Source organism: Ruegeria sp. CH8 (assembly GCF_056536985.1).
The window spans coordinates 233,897-250,022 of record NZ_JBQFQR010000001.1 but is presented as its reverse complement, the minus strand read 5'-3'; the positions used below and the strand labels follow the sequence as shown (position 1 = coordinate 250,022).

Annotated in this window: 16 protein-coding genes; 6 read left to right on the top strand and 10 right to left on the bottom strand. The window is 56.0% G+C overall.

Annotation, left to right across the window (positions count from 1 at the left end):
• Positions 1-10: 10 nt before the first annotated feature.
• The 5 genes from ACR0ER_RS01280 to ACR0ER_RS01260 all read left to right on the top strand — a co-directional run bounded on the left by ACR0ER_RS01280 (position 11) and on the right by ACR0ER_RS01260 (position 5,420).
• Positions 11-1,282 carry an ABC transporter permease gene (locus ACR0ER_RS01280; protein ID WP_480767378.1) on the top strand — a complete coding sequence of 424 codons (1,272 nt, stop codon included), beginning with the start codon at positions 11-13 and terminating at the stop codon, positions 1,280-1,282.
• A 5-nt stretch (positions 1,283-1,287) separates the two neighbouring features.
• The gene (locus ACR0ER_RS01275; RefSeq protein WP_480767377.1) at positions 1,288-2,499 is read left to right on the top strand and encodes an ABC transporter permease; all 1,212 of its coding nucleotides are present in this window, start codon (positions 1,288-1,290) and stop codon (positions 2,497-2,499) included.
• A 160-nt stretch (positions 2,500-2,659) separates the two neighbouring features.
• Complete coding sequence (locus ACR0ER_RS01270) at positions 2,660-3,880, top strand: aminopeptidase P family protein (RefSeq protein WP_480767376.1); 1,221 nt, start codon at positions 2,660-2,662, stop codon at positions 3,878-3,880.
• 116 nt (positions 3,881-3,996) lie between these two features.
• Positions 3,997-4,365: a group I truncated hemoglobin gene (locus ACR0ER_RS01265; protein WP_480767375.1), complete on the top strand. Its 369-nt coding sequence runs from the start codon at positions 3,997-3,999 to the stop codon at positions 4,363-4,365.
• Entirely contained in the window at positions 4,362-5,420 is a 1,059-nt protein-coding gene (locus ACR0ER_RS01260) for an adenylate/guanylate cyclase domain-containing protein (protein ID WP_480767374.1), read from the top strand. The genes ACR0ER_RS01265 and ACR0ER_RS01260 overlap by 4 nt, the downstream gene beginning before the upstream one ends.
• Before the next feature lie 3 nt (positions 5,421-5,423).
• On the opposite strand, the gene ACR0ER_RS01255 is transcribed toward ACR0ER_RS01260, so the two are convergent.
• The 9 genes from ACR0ER_RS01255 to guaA form a co-directional block, all read right to left on the bottom strand.
• Positions 5,424-6,038 carry a TetR/AcrR family transcriptional regulator gene (locus tag ACR0ER_RS01255; protein ID WP_475209743.1) on the bottom strand — a complete coding sequence of 205 codons (615 nt, stop codon included), beginning with the start codon at positions 6,036-6,038 and terminating at the stop codon, positions 5,424-5,426.
• A gap of 79 nt (positions 6,039-6,117) precedes the next feature.
• Complete coding sequence (gene ppk2 / locus ACR0ER_RS01250) at positions 6,118-6,987, bottom strand: polyphosphate kinase 2 (protein ID WP_480767373.1); 870 nt, start codon at positions 6,985-6,987, stop codon at positions 6,118-6,120.
• Positions 6,988-7,036: 49 nt separating this feature from the next.
• The gene (locus tag ACR0ER_RS01245) at positions 7,037-7,987 is read right to left on the bottom strand and encodes an alpha/beta fold hydrolase (protein WP_480767372.1); all 951 of its coding nucleotides are present in this window, start codon (positions 7,985-7,987) and stop codon (positions 7,037-7,039) included.
• A gap of 4 nt (positions 7,988-7,991) precedes the next feature.
• Positions 7,992-8,930, bottom strand: a complete 939-nt coding sequence (metA, locus tag ACR0ER_RS01240; RefSeq protein ID WP_480767371.1) for a homoserine O-acetyltransferase MetA — start codon at positions 8,928-8,930, stop codon at positions 7,992-7,994.
• Positions 8,931-8,969: 39 nt separating this feature from the next.
• Entirely contained in the window at positions 8,970-9,842 is an 873-nt protein-coding gene (locus ACR0ER_RS01235; RefSeq protein WP_480767370.1) for an ATPase, read from the bottom strand.
• 49 nt (positions 9,843-9,891) lie between these two features.
• Positions 9,892-10,788 carry a DMT family transporter gene (locus ACR0ER_RS01230; RefSeq protein WP_480767369.1) on the bottom strand — a complete coding sequence of 299 codons (897 nt, stop codon included), beginning with the start codon at positions 10,786-10,788 and terminating at the stop codon, positions 9,892-9,894.
• 100 nt (positions 10,789-10,888) lie between these two features.
• Positions 10,889-12,112 (bottom strand): OmpP1/FadL family transporter, encoded by a 1,224-nt coding sequence (locus tag ACR0ER_RS01225; RefSeq protein ID WP_480767368.1) that lies wholly within the window; start codon positions 12,110-12,112, stop codon positions 10,889-10,891.
• Positions 12,113-12,236: 124 nt separating this feature from the next.
• Entirely contained in the window at positions 12,237-13,139 is a 903-nt protein-coding gene (locus ACR0ER_RS01220; protein WP_480767367.1) for a DMT family transporter, read from the bottom strand.
• A gap of 73 nt (positions 13,140-13,212) precedes the next feature.
• Entirely contained in the window at positions 13,213-14,772 is a 1,560-nt protein-coding gene (gene guaA / locus ACR0ER_RS01215; RefSeq protein WP_480767366.1) for a glutamine-hydrolyzing GMP synthase, read from the bottom strand.
• A gap of 81 nt (positions 14,773-14,853) precedes the next feature.
• On the opposite strand from guaA, the gene ACR0ER_RS01210 reads away from it, so the two are divergent.
• Positions 14,854-15,291 carry a GNAT family N-acetyltransferase gene (locus tag ACR0ER_RS01210; RefSeq protein WP_480767365.1) on the top strand — a complete coding sequence of 146 codons (438 nt, stop codon included), beginning with the start codon at positions 14,854-14,856 and terminating at the stop codon, positions 15,289-15,291.
• An 8-nt stretch (positions 15,292-15,299) separates the two neighbouring features.
• Here ACR0ER_RS01210 and ACR0ER_RS01205 read toward each other — a convergent pair whose 3' ends face one another.
• On the bottom strand, positions 15,300-16,001 hold the full coding sequence (locus ACR0ER_RS01205; protein ID WP_480767364.1) for a DUF2270 domain-containing protein: 702 nt from the start codon (positions 15,999-16,001) through the stop codon (positions 15,300-15,302).
• Positions 16,002-16,126 lie beyond the last annotated feature (125 nt).

The window sequence follows — 16,126 nt, the reverse complement described above, 5'->3', positions numbered from 1 at the left end:
AGGGACGCAGATGACTGACGCTACTCAATCCGGTCCGATGCTGGCCGCAGATGGCACGCCACTGAAGAAATCACTGGCGCGATCCCTGCGCCGCCGCAAGCTTAGGGCACTGGCCCTCGTTGCTCCCTTGTTGCTGTTTGTAATGCTCTCGTTTGTGATCCCGATCGTGTCGATGTTGCTACGGTCGGTTGAGAACAGCATCGTCGCAGAAACGCTCCCGCTGACTGTGGTTGAACTGAAAAATTGGGACGCCGAAGGTGGAGAGCTACCCGACGAAGCCCTGTATGCAGCCTTCACCAAAGACATGGTTGCAGCCGTTGAGGCGAAAACACACACAAGACTTGGTACGCGCCTGAACTATGAACAGACCGGCATGTCTTCGATGTTCCGTAAGTCAGGGCGTAGTATCAAGCGATTGGATCCGGAGGCTGACGCACCTTTCAAGGAAAAGCTGATTGAGATTCATGACGGCTGGGGCGATGTTGAAACTTGGCGCACGATCAAAACCCATGCGGTTCCGATCACCAACGGCTATTTCCTTAACGCCGTTGACATGCGCCGTACACCCGAAGGCGCACAGGCGCAGCCCGAGGACAAGCAGATCCTGATCAAGCTGTTCGGGCGCACGCTGTTCATGTCGCTAATAATCACCGGGTCCTGCATCTTGTTGGCTTATCCGGTCTCGTACTTACTGGCGACGCTACCGATGCGGGTTTCGAACCTGCTGATGATCCTGGTGTTGTTGCCCTTCTGGACGTCGCTTCTGGTGCGGACTTCTGCGTGGAAAGTGATGCTGCAACAGCAAGGCGTAATCAATGAAACGCTGGTCTGGCTGGGACTTGTGGCAGATGACGCACGACTGGTGATCATCAACAACCAGTTTGGCACGATTATCGCGATGACGCACATTCTGCTGCCGTTCATGATCCTGCCGATGTATTCGGTGATGCAGACGATCCCGCCATCCTACACCCGCGCAGCCAAGTCGATGGGCGCGACCAACTGGACGACGTTCTGGCGGATCTACTTCCCGCAATCCATCCCGGGCATCGGGGCGGGGTCGATCCTCGTGTTCATTCTGGCCATCGGTTACTACATCACGCCCGAGATTGTGGGCGGCACCAAGGGTGTCTTCATCTCGAACCGGATTGCCTACCATATCTCGTCCTCGTTGAACTGGGGTCTGGCGGCGGCGTTGGGGACGATCCTGCTGGCGGTCGTTCTGTTGCTCTACTGGTGCTACGACAAGATCGTGGGCATTGATAACGTGAAACTGGGATAAAGAACATGGCAGCACTTACACCTATATCCCGCAAACCGTTGTCGGTCGTTCTGCCCGCAGTCGCCATAGCCGGAGGGTTTGTCGGAATGTTCGTCGGAGCCGGGCAGGGCAATGTCCTGCTGGGCATCGTGATCGGTGCCGCGCTGATGGCGGCGCTGGCCTGGGTCTATATCACCGTTCTCGACAACGAACGTGTCGCGCGCTGGATCACCGTTCTAGGGCTTGCTGCCATCGGGTTCTTCTTCGCCGGGATGACCGGATTAATCGTCGGGCTGCTGGCGGGGTGGTTCTTTGCCTTCTTCATCTTTTGGCTCTACGAGGGGCGTTATCGGCAAAAGCTGTTGCCCTATCTGACAGGTCGGCAGGTGTTCGAGCATTACCTGTTCCGCGTGATTTGCGGTGCCATCTTTGTCTTCCTGATCACGCCGATCCTGGTGGTTCTGCCGCTGTCGTTCAACGCACAGGACTTCTTTACCTTCACGCCCGAAATGCTGCGGCTGGACCCCGAGGGGTATTCGCTGAAGCATTACCGCGACTTCTTCACCAACAATGAATGGCAACGCAGCTTCAAGAACTCGCTGATCATTGCGCCGATTGCGACGATCATTTCGGTGTCTTTGGGGACGCTGGCTGCCATCGGCCTCAGCCAATCGCATGTGCCGGGGCGTCGGGCCATTATGGGTATCCTGATTTCGCCCATGATCGTGCCGCTGATTATCTCGGCGACCGGTATGTTCTTTTTCTACAGCGATATCGGCCGGTTCCTTGAGGGTACGCTGGGAATGGACAAGAACTTTGTGGGCTATGTGAAGGTCATCCTCGCACATGCTGTTTTGGGTATTCCCTTCGTGATCATCACGGTGACAGCGACACTGGTCGGGTTCGATCAGTCGCTGACGCGGGCCGCCGCGAATATGGGGGCAGGGCCGGTACGGACCTTCTTCAAGATTCAGATGCCGCTGATCCTGCCGGGGGTTATCTCGGGCGGGTTGTTCGCCTTCATCACCTCGTTTGATGAAGTTGTTGTGGTTCTGTTTGTTGGCTCTGCCAGCCAGAAAACGCTGCCTTGGCAGATGTTTACCGGCCTGCGGGAACAGATCAGCCCGACCATTCTGGCAGTTGCTACGATCCTCGTGGTCATCTCGATTGCTTTGCTGACCACGGTTGAACTGCTACGGCGGCGGTCGGAACGCCTGCGGGGGCTTAGCCCGGCTTGACGCGACTCGAAAGCTGATTTAGCGATTTCACCATGCACTCCGGTCACGATGGCGTCGTGACGCAAGGCGGGGTGCATGGCTCTCGGTTCCCGAGGCCGCTTGTCCTGAACGCCGGGACTTGTGGCCGGGCGGTGCCTGTCCGGCATTGAGGAGAGACCAAATGACTGACCTGCAAAATCGCCCCGAATTCTTCACCAGCCACAATGGCGACAAGGCCCCGCTGCCCTTCAGCAAGGCGGAATACTCCCGGCGTCTGGCCCGCCTGCGCGCAACAATGGCGGCGCGCGACATCCCGGCGGTGCTTCTGACGTCGATGCACAACATCGCCTATTACTCGGGTTTTCTGTATTGCTCGTTCGGCCGCCCGTATGGCTGCGTTGTGACGCAGGACGCATGTACAACCGTGTCGGCGAATATCGATGCGGGTCAACCGTGGCGACGCTCGGTCGAGGAAAACGTGATCTATACCGACTGGAAGCGGAACAATTACTGGCGCGCGGTGGCCAGCCTGATTGGCACGGTAGGCCGGATCGGTATCGAAGGCGATCACATGACGCTGGCGATGCGTGACACCGCGCTGGATATGCTGGGCGGGCCGGAACTGGTGGATATTGCTCCTGATACGATGGCCGCGCGGATGGTGAAATCCGCCGAAGAGATCGATTTGATCAAGGACGGCGCACGCACAGCGGATGTGGGTGGTGCGGCCATCCACGCAGCCATCCGCGAAGGCGCGACCGAGATCGAGATCGCCATGGCCGGACGCGACGCGATGGAGGCCGAGATTGCGAGAGCCTATCCGGATGCGGAATACCGCGACACCTGGGTCTGGTTCCAGTCTGGACTGAACACCGACGGCGCACATAACCCGGTCACCAAACGTGCGTTGCAAAAGGGCGATATCCTGTCGCTGAACACGTTTCCGATGATCTCAGGCTATTACACAGCGCTTGAGCGCACGCTGTTCCTCGGCGAACCCGATGCGGAGAGTCTGCGCATCTGGAAGGCCAACGTAGCCGCGCATGAGCTGGGGCTGAGCCTGATCAAACCTGGCGCGACATGTTCTGGCATCTGCGATGAGATCAACCGGTTCTTCGCAGATGAGGGTTTGCTGCAATATCGATCCTTTGGCTACGGTCACTCCTTCGGCATTCTCAGCCACTACTATGGCCGCGAAGCCGGTCTGGAACTACGCGAAGATATCGACACGGTTCTGGAGCCCGGTATGGTCGTCTCGATCGAGCCGATGCTGTGGATTCCCGAAGGCCAGAAGGGCGCAGGCGGTTATCGCGAACATGACATTCTGGTTGTTGAAGAAGACGGTGCAGAGAACATTACCGGCTTCCCCTATGGGCCCGAACATAACACGATCAACGCCTGATCTGATCGGCAGGAGGGTAATTATCCCTTCTGCCGACCTCCCTATAAGCGTTAACAAAACTGTCAATGTGATATAAGATTGCAGTGTTGTTTCTAGTTTATGCTTGGGTGTGTGGTGTGGGTCAGACAATCTATGAAAGATATGGCGGGTTCAAAACGATCAGTCGGATCGTAATGACATTCTATGAAATGGCCTTGGAGTCTGATCAGATTGGCGGCCATTTCGAAGACATCGAAATGCCGCGCCTCATCGACCATCAGACTAAGTTTGTCTCTTCTCTGGTTGGTGGACCGGCTTCCTTTAGTGATGATCGAATAGAAGCTGTTCACAGGAATCTGAACATCTCTCATGGTGATTTCGATGAAATGGCCGAGTTGTTTGCCGAGGCGCTTTCAATGCACGGAATGCGGGAAGATCATATAAAGATTGCCTTGCAAGCCATTGAATCAAAGCGCGCCATTATTGTTGCACGAGACGCGGCATGAGCATTCTGGCAATAAACGAACAGTTGCTGCGCGCTATCGGAGTCGGCGTGGCTGTCGTGCGCGCGTCGGATCTGACCTTTGTTTTTCACAACGGACCTTTCGCTGATTGGTTTGGTACTCCGTCCGAGGGGCAGACTTTACTGGATATTCTGCCCTCATTGGATCAACGTGAATTGGATGACGTCAAGCAATCTGGGCTTCGCTATACTGTCGAACTGCAAATCAAACCAAAACGTAGAACGCTGATATTCGCGACGGCTGTGTCGTTGGCAAACGGTTTGTCCGAGCAGGTTTTGGTCGTTGAATGCCAGAATATTACACGCATTCGAGAGCTCGAGAGTATGATCGATAGCTATTCGACTATGGTCGAGCGGAATACACGAGAACTGGAGCGCGAGAAGGAACGGGTTGAAAGACTGTTACTGAATGTGATGCCGAAAGCTGTGTACGAAGAGTTCAAAGCTTTCGGGGTTGTTACGCCGCAGCTCTATGATCAGGTATCCGTGGTGATGTTGGATTTCGTTGGGTTTACGGATTTCGCAGCCAAAACAGACCCTACCGTCACACTGAGTGAGTTAAACGACATCTTCACTGCCTTTGATCGCATCGTTGAACAATTCGGTTGCGAGCGGATTAAAACCATCGGCGACGCTTATTTGGCGGTGTCTGGTATGCCGGATCCGACACCGGATCACGCGACCGCCGTGGCCCATTGTGCGGTGCGTTTTCTGCGTTATCTGGAGAGGCGCAATGAAAGCCATCCGCACAAATGGCTGGCTCGCATTGGGTTGGGGACGGGGGCTGCGGTTGGGTCTGTAGTTGGAATCCAAAAATACGTTTATGATGTATTTGGCCCGGCGGTGAATATCGCTTCGCGTCTGCAAGTGTTTGCCAACCCTATGAAAATCGTTGCTCCGGAAGAAATGAAATATGCTCTGATCGACGAGTTTCAGGTCTCGGATCTGGGGCGGGTGGATATCAAAGGCATGGGGGAAATGGAGCTTATCAATGTGACTTCTGGGCTGAGTGCGCCGCAGCCATTGCCCAGGTTCTGATCTTCAATCGTCTTGCGGAACAAGTCCCAGACCGCGCAGGTAAATACCAATTCCAGACTCCAGCAAATCCTCTGGAGGGAAGGGCGAACTTGCACCGGTGTTGCGGGCGAACAGTTCAACTACACCGTGGCTCATCGCCCAGATATGTGCGCTGAACATCGATGCGGGCGGGCGTTTTTCCGGCGGGATGTGCTGCGACAGATCCGAGGCCGCTTTTTCGAGCACTGCTTTCGCCCGGTTCGCCGCCAGCGCCAGTTCGGGTGTGCGGTTGATGGAAATACCGCTTTCGAACATGGCGATGTAATGGCCCGGATGCTTGCGCGCAAAGGCGAGGTACGCGCGGCCAGTTGCCTCGAACGCGGCTAAGGCGGAGGGCTGGCCCTTGTCATAGGCGTATTGCATCAGGTCCGCGAACATCTCATACCCTTGCCGCGCCGCTTCGGCGATCAGATCTTCACGCCCATGGAAATGCCGGTAAACTGCAGCCGGGGTGACCCCAGCGGTTTTGGCTGCCTCGGACAAGGTGAAGCCGGTCGGGCCTTTTTCCTCGATCAGAGACAGTGCAGCCTCGATCAAAGCCTGTTTCAGGTTGCCGTGGTGATACCCGCGTTTTGTCATCCCTGTTTCAGGTGCCTTTGTTGTTTAAGCCGCAGAGATACATGACATAATCCGTCCAGGGGTGTTCGTCCACTATTGGTTACGCATCCCAGATTTCCGGCCCGCCGCAGATTTTGGGATCATTGTCGCCGATGGCTTTCTCGTCCTTTTCATCATAGTCCAGCGCGTGCAACACAGTGCGAATGGCGGCCAATCTTGCGCGTTTCTTGTCGTCAGACCGGACGATAGTCCACGGGCAATGCTCTGAATGGCTGCGGGTCAGGGTTTCCGAGATCGACTCGCTGTATTCATCCCATTTGTTCAGGCCTGCAACGTCGATTGGGCTGAGCTTCCATTGCTTCAGTGGGTCAGTTTCGCGGGCCAGAAACCGGTTCAGCTGCTCGGCGCGGCCGACATTCAGCCAGAACTTGAACAGCGTAATCCCATCATTCACCAGCCCGGTTTCCAACGGTAACACCTGGCGGAAGAACCGCTCTCGCTCTTCTGCGGTACAGAAACCAAAAACGTTTTCAACGACGCCGCGATTGTACCAGCTGCGGTCGAAGAACACGATCTCACCGGCTGCGGGAAGGTGCTGGACGTAGCGTTGAAAATACCATTGGCTGCGCTCGGTGTCCGAAGGTTTGTTGAGCGCGACGTTACGCGCGCCCCGAGGATTCAGATTCTCGCGGAACCGCTTGATCGTGCCACCCTTGCCAGCCGCATCCCGACCCTCGAAAATCAGCGCCACTCGTTGATCGGTTTCCTTGACCCAGGACTGCATCTTGACCAGTTCAATCTGCAGGTTCTCCATTTCCTTGTCGTAATCCTTACGCTTCATGCGCTCATCGTAAGGGTAGGTCGGGTTTAGAATGTCGCCCTTGCCGGATTTCTCGATAGCCGAGCGCACCTCTTTTGGGGCGTCTTTCTTGAAGTATTTTTCGATGGAACCTTTTTCGGAACGGGCCATGTGTCACCTCGCCATAAAATCCATATCCTACTATGGATTAGCAGCGAGCTTAACGCAAACCCGCACGTTGCGCGGCGCGGTCGATGGCGGCAGCGACTTCGGGCGCGGCCACAACCTGCGGCATATGCCCTATACCCGGCAGTTCAATCAGTTCCGCCCCCGGAATTTCATCGAGCAACCGGTGCGAATGCCATTCGAGGTCAACTGTGTCATCAGCGGTGCCGTGAACGATTTCGGTTGGGACGTCGATCTCTCCATACAGAGGCCGCAGGGCGCGGACCTCTTCCAGCAGGTTGGCACGCTGTTTGGCGTTGGCATGCATAGAGGCGCGGCGCATGGTTAGACCCGGCCCAAAGTGATCTGCATAACCGTCAGGCGTGGTTTGAGGCGCAAACACTTGGTCCAGCGTTTTTTCAACAAACCACTCGGGCACAAAAGCGGTTACCAAGGGCAGGGCCGCGACATTGCCAACTGATGTCGATGCCATTTGATTGAATCCGTCCAGCGGAGTTTCCCACGGTACAGCTGCGGGCGCGATCAGGACCAGCGCCGAAATATTGTCAGGCCGTGTCACCACCCAAGCAAGAGAGACGGACCCGCCATAGCTTTGGCCAGCCACGATAGGTTTGTCGGCACCAAGCTGGGCCGCGGCCTTTTGCAGGATTTCCGCCTGCTCCGTAATGGTTTCTCCGTTCGGGTTGAAGCTGTCACTATAGCCCAACCCAGGCCTGTCAAACACGATCACGCGGTAGTTTTCGGCCAAAATCGGGGCCAGCGCAAAGGTCATGTCGCGCGTGTTGCCGCTGGAACCGTGGAGCAGCACCACGTTCGGTCCTTCGCCCATCACAACGGCATGGACAGCGATTCCATCGACCTCGACGATCTGACCTTCGAGGGGGAAGGCCGCCTCAGCGCGGGCTTCGCTCCGGGCCGCGCGCCAGATTGCGACGGCCCATAGCGCGACCATCAAGGTCAGGACTATGATACCGACGCGCAGCACAGGATCAGGCCCTCAGATCGGTTTTTTCTACACCGATCCGGCTGATGTCGTACGGGGTGGTGCCGTAGATTTCACTGATCCAGTTGCCGTAAAGCAGGTGTGCGTGGCTGCGCCATCTGTTCTGCGGCGTCTGGGCCGGGTCGTCATCCGGATAGTAGTTCATCGGCACGTTGATCGGCGTGCCATTTGTAACGTCGCGATCATACTCCTGCTTCAGGGTATCGCTGTCATACTCGAAATGGTTGAAGATATAGAGCGCCCGATGCGCCCGATCTTCGACCAGACAGGGACCGACATCATCACTGCCCAGCAAGGTCACCAGCCCATCGGCCGCATCAATCTCGGCCTGTTTCATCTCGGTCCAGCGGCTGACCGGGATCACGCAATCATCCGAGAACCCGCGCAGGAACGGCGAGGCCGGGTTGAGGTTCGAGTGGCGGAAACAGCCGAACGCCTTGGCGTCCAGCATGTGTTTTCGCACGCCATGGAAGTGGTTGATCATCGCCATCCCGCCCCAGCAGACGCCAAAGGTGGAATGCACGTTCGTCTGTGTCCATTCAAAGACCTCGCGCATTTCATCCCAATAGGTGACATCGACAAAATTCAGATGTTCGATTGGCGCACCGGTGATGATCAGGCCGTCGAATTTCTCGTCCTTGACGTCCTGAAAGGGGCGGTAAAACTCGGCCATATGTTCGGCAGCGGTATTTCTGGTGCGATGTTCGGTCATGCGGATCAAAGATAGATCGATCTGCAGCGGAGTCGCGCCGATTAAGCGCGCGAACTGGTTTTCGGTCTGAATTTTCTTGGGCATCAGGTTCAGCAACCCGATGCGCAGGGGGCGAATATCCTGACGCATCGCCTGATCCTCGGCCATGACCGAGACGCCCTCTTTCGTGAGGACGTCAAATGCAGGAAGGTCGGCGGGAATCTTGATCGGCATCAGGTGCAAGCCTTTGGAGTTTCAGTATAGAAGCGGTAGTTAAGCGCGGTTTGCGCGGGTCTCAAGGGTGCGTTCGATCAACTCATCGAAATCAGCAGCGTCGCGCACCTTGTGCATGTCGTCGGCGGTGACGGCTACACCCCAATTCTCGGCCATCGCCTGATAGCGCGGCTGACGGTGCGCCAGCGCCTGCGCATAAGTCCAGCGGATAAAGGCGTCGGGGTCCACGTCCTCGGCCCGGCACTCGTTCTGGGTCAGGTAGTCGTTCCAGACGCGGGTCAGAAATTCGGGTTGGTAGGACATCGGCTTGGGGGCCTTGTCAAAGCGGCGGATCAGTTCGGCGGTGTGGTCTTCATCGCCCTGAATCCAGATCATTAAAGTTTGACGAGACAGTTCGGACAGCACGTGGTCGGCTGGATCGTTGGGATCCACCCATTCACAAATCGACCCACCCGTATCGCAAATGAAATGCGGGTATTGGTAGAGGCGTTGTGCGCGGTCGATGAAATACTCGGTATCCAACAGGGCGTGGATTTCTGCCAGACGGAACTGTTCCTGCCGGCGGCGGTATTCGTGCAGCTCCATCCCGTCTAAAGCCGGATTGCCCGGCTTACCCAAATAGGCGGCCACAGGGGTCAGGTTTTCGAATGTTATATTCGAGCCGATATAAATCGAATCCGACAACAGAAGATCGCGCAGAAACGGGACCTTCATCGCCTCGGCCTTGGCATTGTCGGCGATGTATTCCCCCATGTAACGCGTTCCGATGCGGTAATCGATGGAATAGTGGAACCAGTCACCAGAATCGCGCAGGACGTTGGACACATAGGTTTTGCCCAGCCCCGACATGCCGAAAAACAGCACCTTTTTCCGCGTCGCGTCGCGCCAGTCTTTTGCCGAGCCGTAGATCATCGTCCGCTGTCCCTTTTTCTGACCTAGCTAAAACGGGCAGCGGGCGGCGTCAATCGCGTGCGCCTGCGCGGTTGAGGATCAGCAACCCAATCGCAAGGATGGCAAAGCCCAGAAAGGCTTGCGGGGGCAGGGCCTCATCGCGCACAACCGCGCCCAGTACGATGGCAACTGGAGGGATGACCAAAGTGACCAGCAATAGATTACCCGCACCTGCCATGGCTAATACTCGGTAATACAAAAGGTAAGCTCCCGCAGTTGCGACCAAGGCATAATAACCAATCGCAGCCCATGTAATCAGTGGCAGATCCAGACTTGGCACACCATCGACCACCAGCGTGATCGGAAGGATCAGCAGGGTCGACCCAGTCAACATACCGGCTGCTGCGACGACAGGAGGCAGGTCAGACAAGGTAACCCGCGCCCAAGCACCGGCCAGCGCATAGGAAACCGTGCCTGCGATGACGGCAAGTTGCGCCATGCTCTGCAGATCGAAACTGGCGAAGTTGCGCAGCCCGATAGCAATTGTGACCCCAAGAAACCCGAGCCCGACACCAATCGCGCGGGTTCGGCTAAGACGTTCGTCCTTGAAAAACATCGCTGCGACGATGACACCGAAAATGGCCGTCATCGCATTCAAGATCGAGGTGAGGCCGGTCTCGATGTAAAGCTGCCCCCAGGACATCAGGGAAAACGGGATTGCATTATTGAGCAACCCCATAACCAGAAATGCCAGCCAAACGCGAGGACTGGACGGAACAGCTAGCCGTTGAACCCGAACCACTATCCAAAGTACCAACATTGCCCAGAAAACCCGATGAAACACAGAGGTCATCACTGGGATCGTGTCCAGTGCGATACGGATTGAAAGGAACGAAGCGCCCCAGATCAGGCCCAGCAAAAGAAGCTCGGCCCATGCTTTAGGAGAAAGGTGTTTTTGCTTTGTCATGGTTCTTTGTCGCAGTTGGGTTACTTTCGTGCGACCCGGAACTTGCGCAAAGAAAAACCCCGCCAAGATAGCGGGGTTTAACGTGAAAGAGTATTTTTGCTTAGCTCAGCGAGTAGGTGATCTGGAAGCCAACGCTCCAGGCGCTATTGCCTGAGAATGTAGCGCGGTTGTCAGGGCCAGCACCATTTGCGGTTGCGTCACCGATGTCGGTGTATTGTACACCGCCCGAGATTTTCGCACGTTCCAGCGAGTAGGTACCGCCAACGCCAATGCTCCAGAACCCATCTGTCGGGCCGAGGTTGGACACAGGATTACCCTGTGAACTTTCGTAGCCCACTGTAACTGCACCCGAAAACTCTTCGGAGAACTGATAGCCGAGGCCGAGCGAGTAGGTCCAGGTGGCCTCTTCGTAGTCGACGAGGTTAATACCTGTCAGACCGGTATAAACCGGTGGAGCATATACGGTTTGCGGCCAGTCAACCCAACGAACAGAACCGAACAGCAAGGTTTTGGGCGCAACGCCAGTCTGAAAGTCGAGGTTGACCGATTGCGGCGTAACCACTTCGGACGTTGAGTCAGCGCTGGTTCTTGCGATTTCCGGGAACGGAGTAAACGCCAGCGAGTCATTTGCCTCTGTCTGCGAAAGATCATGTGTGATTTTCGAGTTATAAGTCAAAGATACCCGGGCCGCGATGTCAGGCCGTTCCCAAGCAACACCAACAACATAGCCAAAGTCGATTTCAGCATCTGTTTCAACGCGGTATCCACCGGACGGGATCGGTTGAAGGCCGGCACCCGCAAGGGGAACAGAAACGCTTGCTTTCAGGCGTTGGGCGCGAACGCCACCGATGGCGCTCCACCCGCCTTCGAATTTATAGCGCAGCAGTGCTGTTACGGCATCTGTGTCAGCCTTCGCGCGCAAGACGTCTTGGTTCGCACCAGGGGGAAATGGAGGGGAAAACCCGAGCACATTCTGTGAGATCGGATATTCAGAGGAATACTCAACATCAGCACCAAAGGGCTGATCGTAAACCAGTGCGAAATCGAGGTTGTCGGTCAGCGCGGCTTTATACGCGAGATGTGGCGTGAAGAAGTCGTTCGCGATGTTACCCGAGTCAACTCTTTCGCCAAAGGTTGGGCTACCGGGTATCTGGTCGATCATCGACCCGCTGACATCCGGTGATGTGTAACCCAGACGGAATTGAGCCACAGAGCCTTCTTCGAACAGAATGTTCACACCCTGTCCACTGCGGTCCAGACCGCCAGCATAAGCACCGGTTGCCCCTACGCTCAGTACGCACGCCTGTAATAGCGCTTTTTTCATTGTGTCCTCCCTAAAGGTGTTATTCAGGTCTGATCCAAGTTTGGAGTGGTTGCGACCGACCTGCCTTATGGTGCTCGATACTTTCTTTACCCGTGTTTAACCGTCAACCGGTGACGGTGCGTTACTACTTATGAGAGTGCCGGGATTCTGTTGCCAAACTGTTACGATTTTCGGCCTGAACGTTCAAAAATATACCAGAGAATATCACTGCAGCGCCCAAAAGGGTCCAAAGATCCAGCGGTTCTTGATACAGAATCGTTCCCACCACCGCGATCGTAGGCAGACGGGCAAAATCGAACGGAACCACGACAGTGGCGGGGGCGATGGCCAGGGCGTTTGTGATGCAATAGTGGGCCAGCAGGCCTGCAAACCCTACAAGCAAAAGGAAAGGTGCAGTGGCCGGAGTGGGCAGGGCAATTTGCCCGTCGATGCCCGCCGCGATCAGGCCCAAAAATGCCTGCATGACGGTCAGCCAGAACATGATGCAGCCAATGCTGGCAAACCGCGTCAGGGTCTTGGTGGAGATGGTTGTCAGAGCGAAGAAAACCGCCGAAAGTGCAGCCATAACAACGCCGGTACTTATTGGTACTGCTCCGGGACGCGCGACGATCAGGATACCTGCGAAACCGATCAGCGCAGACAGGACGCGAACTGGGGTCAGGCGTTCCTTCAGCAGCAGCGGAGACAGCAGAATGACCCAGATGGGCTGGGTAAACTCCAGCGCAAAAACCTGCGCCAGAGGGATCACCGAGACGGCGTAGAACCACAGGTTCTGGCCGGTGAAATGCATAAGGTTCCGAATACCATGCAGCCCCAGCCTGTGTGTAGAGACCTGATGCCACTTTCCAGACAATGTCAGGACCAGCGCCACGACACAGATGCCGACAAGGCTGCGGTAGAACATGATTTCGAAAGTATCATGCGTTACGCTAAGCTCTCGTCCAGCGACGGCCATGGATGAGAATGAGGCAATTGCCCCGGTCATCCAAAGCGCGGCTTTGCCGATCTGTGGTTTACTGCTGTCCATTCACCTGCCTGCGGGAATCGCTGGTTTCTCGCTGAACTTAAACAAAAAAGCCGGGACAGTGCCCGGCTTTTTGTCATTCCCACTCGATCGTTCCCGGAGGTTTCGAGGTGATATCGTAAGTGCATCGGTTGATGCCCTTGACCTCGTTGATGATCCGCGTGGCGGTTTCGCCAAGGAATTCGTGAGTAAACGGGTAGTAATCGGCAGTCATGCCATCGACCGAGGTCACCGCCCGCATGGCGCAGGCGTAGTCATAGGTCCGTCCGTCACCCATCACACCCACGGTGCGAACGGGTAGAATTGCGACAAAGGCCTGCCAAATCTCGTCGTACAGTCCGTGTTTGCGAATCTGGTCGATATAGACCGCATCGGCCTCGCGCAGGATTTCCAGTTTCTCGCGGGTGATCTCGCCGGGGCAGCGGATCGCCAAACCCGGTCCGGGGAAGGGGTGACGACCGATAAAGCTTTGCGGCAGTCCGAGTTCACGGCCCAAGGCGCGGACTTCGTCCTTAAACAGTTCACGCAGGGGTTCGACCAGCTTCAGGCCCATTTTTTCTGGCAGGCCACCCACATTGTGGTGCGATTTGATGGTGACCGACGGACCGCCCGAGAACGAGACCGATTCGATCACGTCGGGATAGAGTGTGCCTTGCGCCAGGAACTCGGCGCCTTCGATGGTGTCGGCGTGTTTCTGGAACACGTCGATGAACAGCTTGCCAATGATCTTGCGCTTGGTCTCGGGGTCAGACTGGCCGTCCAGCTCACCCAAGAACAGGTCGCTTTCATCCGCATGGATCAGCTGAATGTTGTAGTTGTCGCGGAACATGCCGACGACTTCCTGTGCTTCGTTCTTGCGCAGCAACCCATGGTCGACAAACACACAGGTCAGCTGATCGCCAATCGCCTCGTGGATCAGGATCGCTGCGACCGAGCTGTCGACACCGCCGGACAGCCCGCAAATGACCTTCTTTTCGCCGACCTGCTCGCGGATTTTGCGGATCATCTCGTCGCGGTAGGCGCCCATGGTCCAGTCGCCATCGAACCCGGCCAGTTTGACGAAGTTCTCATACAGCTTCGCGCCCTTCGGGGTGTGGTGCACCTCGGGGTGGAACTGAACGGCATAGAAATGGCGGCTGGTGTCGGCGGTGATCGCAAAGGGCGCGTTGGGTGAGGTGCCGAATACTTCAAACCCCGGGGCGATTTCGCTGACGTGGTCGCCGTGGCTCATCCATACCTGCTCGTCACCGTCGGCGAACCAGCCGTCCAGAATGTCCAACTGACCTTTCGGCGTGACAAAAGCGCGGCCGAATTCGGCGGTGCCGTGGCCGCTTTCCACCTTGCCGCCCAACTGGTGCATCATCACTTGTTGGCCATAGCAGATGCCAAGGATCGGCACGCCATAGTCAAAAATCTCTTGCGGGGCGCGGGGAGAACCCTCGCGCGTCACGCTGTCCGGCCCGCCCGAGAAGATCACGGCCTTGGGCGCCATTTCGCGCACAAAGTCCATCGTGACATACTGGTAGGGGTGGATTTCACAATAGACATTCAACTCGCGCAGGCGGCGTGCGATCAGCTGCGTCACCTGGCTGCCGAAGTCGATGATCAGAAGGCGGTCATGGGATGTCTGGCTCATGACTGGCTCTTAGGTCGCGCGGCGGCTATGTGCAAGCGTTATGAAGGTGTTTCCTGACAGATACAGAGGGAGATCGGATCAATGACGGACATTCGCTTCGTGAACGCGACACAGGAAGATGCAGAGGCGATCACTGAGTGTATAGCGGCGGCTTATTCTAGTGCGCGCAAAACTATAGCCGATTTACCAGATGTGACGGCGGGTATTGAGCAGGATATTTCGGATCACCGGGTGGTTTTGGCCATTACAGATGCCGGGTTGGCAGGGGTTGTCATCTTCGACAGGCTGGATACCGAGATGAAGATTTTCAATCTGGCTGTTTCGCCAAAGGAACAAGGGCAGGGGATTGCCGGAAAACTGTTGGCAAGGGCCGAGGCCGAAGCGCGTGAGGCTGGATGCATGCAAATGGTTTTGCGAACCCACCGTCAGATGTGGGATACACGCGCGATCTATGCGCATCTGGGTTGGTTTGAAACGGAAATCAGCGGCAATTCAGTCGAGATGAAAAAAGCAATCTGAACTTGCTCCTAGCCCATTGATTCAGACTTTTCTCTCCCGCGGTGTGAGGCGCGGCTGGCGTCCGCCCGGTAGCTCCAGATTGCGATCACGGACCAGCACAGGATATAGAAAATACCGGTTACAATGAGAACCTCACCGGGAATTGGTCCTACATCCGCACGGTCGATGGCCTGAGAGAAATTTGCAACCGGAGTAGGGTGAACTGAGATTTTGACGCAGAAAGCAAGACTTTGGATCAACAGAATCCAAAGATAGTTCCTGCGAATTCGGCGACCGATCGCGATTATCAGACTGACGTGGTAGCGCGGATGCAAATAGTCCTGTGCCAGAACTTTTTGCCAGTTCTCCTCCATGTGCAGGTCGCCATCATAAAGTAATGGTGCATAGAAATGGGTCTCAAGCCAACGGGCCCGCGCGCGCCAAACGTTGAAATATCGATAGCGTCGCGCTTCGAGCATGAGGAACAGGATGATAAGAACGCCGACAAGCACCAGTGGCAGGGGGGAAGCTTCGGGTGAGGAAAAGGAAATAGACAGTGCGACACCCAGCGTAACAACTGCCCAGTTCGTCGTTGTATCCAAGCGCGTGCGCCAGATGGTGCTTCGGTAAACCTCGCCTCGGTACAGGTGCGCAACGGCACCAATTTCGGCCGCATCAAGGGTTTTTCGCTCAATTTCGGTGGACGGTAAATTTTGCGATTCCGATTTCATGTCTCTATCATGAGCATCAAGGAAGAAGGGTCAAAACAAAACTGAACGGACGATCATGTCGCTTTTACCCCTATTGCGCCGCAATCCACTTCTGATGTGATCTGGTGTTCCGGTAACACAATCTG

What these genes read in the sequence shown, in the direction of transcription:
- ACR0ER_RS01280 (WP_480767378.1), top strand. Translation starts at nt 11, where the DNA reads ATGACTGACGCTACTCAATCCGGTCCGATGCTGGCCGCAGATGGCACG.
- ACR0ER_RS01275 (WP_480767377.1), top strand. Translation starts at nt 1,288, where the DNA reads ATGGCAGCACTTACACCTATATCCCGCAAACCGTTGTCGGTCGTTCTG.
- ACR0ER_RS01270 (WP_480767376.1), top strand. Translation starts at nt 2,660, where the DNA reads ATGACTGACCTGCAAAATCGCCCCGAATTCTTCACCAGCCACAATGGC.
- ACR0ER_RS01260 (WP_480767374.1), top strand. Translation starts at nt 4,362, where the DNA reads ATGAGCATTCTGGCAATAAACGAACAGTTGCTGCGCGCTATCGGAGTC.
- ACR0ER_RS01255 (WP_475209743.1), bottom strand. Translation starts at nt 6,038, where the DNA reads ATGACAAAACGCGGGTATCACCACGGCAACCTGAAACAGGCTTTGATC.
- ppk2 (WP_480767373.1), bottom strand. Translation starts at nt 6,987, where the DNA reads ATGGCCCGTTCCGAAAAAGGTTCCATCGAAAAATACTTCAAGAAAGAC.
- metA (WP_480767371.1), bottom strand. Translation starts at nt 8,930, where the DNA reads ATGCCGATCAAGATTCCCGCCGACCTTCCTGCATTTGACGTCCTCACG.
- ACR0ER_RS01235 (WP_480767370.1), bottom strand. Translation starts at nt 9,842, where the DNA reads ATGATCTACGGCTCGGCAAAAGACTGGCGCGACGCGACGCGGAAAAAG.
- ACR0ER_RS01230 (WP_480767369.1), bottom strand. Translation starts at nt 10,788, where the DNA reads ATGACAAAGCAAAAACACCTTTCTCCTAAAGCATGGGCCGAGCTTCTT.
- ACR0ER_RS01225 (WP_480767368.1), bottom strand. Translation starts at nt 12,112, where the DNA reads ATGAAAAAAGCGCTATTACAGGCGTGCGTACTGAGCGTAGGGGCAACC.
- ACR0ER_RS01220 (WP_480767367.1), bottom strand. Translation starts at nt 13,139, where the DNA reads ATGGACAGCAGTAAACCACAGATCGGCAAAGCCGCGCTTTGGATGACC.
- guaA (WP_480767366.1), bottom strand. Translation starts at nt 14,772, where the DNA reads ATGAGCCAGACATCCCATGACCGCCTTCTGATCATCGACTTCGGCAGC.
- ACR0ER_RS01210 (WP_480767365.1), top strand. Translation starts at nt 14,854, where the DNA reads ATGACGGACATTCGCTTCGTGAACGCGACACAGGAAGATGCAGAGGCG.
- ACR0ER_RS01205 (WP_480767364.1), bottom strand. Translation starts at nt 16,001, where the DNA reads ATGAAATCGGAATCGCAAAATTTACCGTCCACCGAAATTGAGCGAAAA.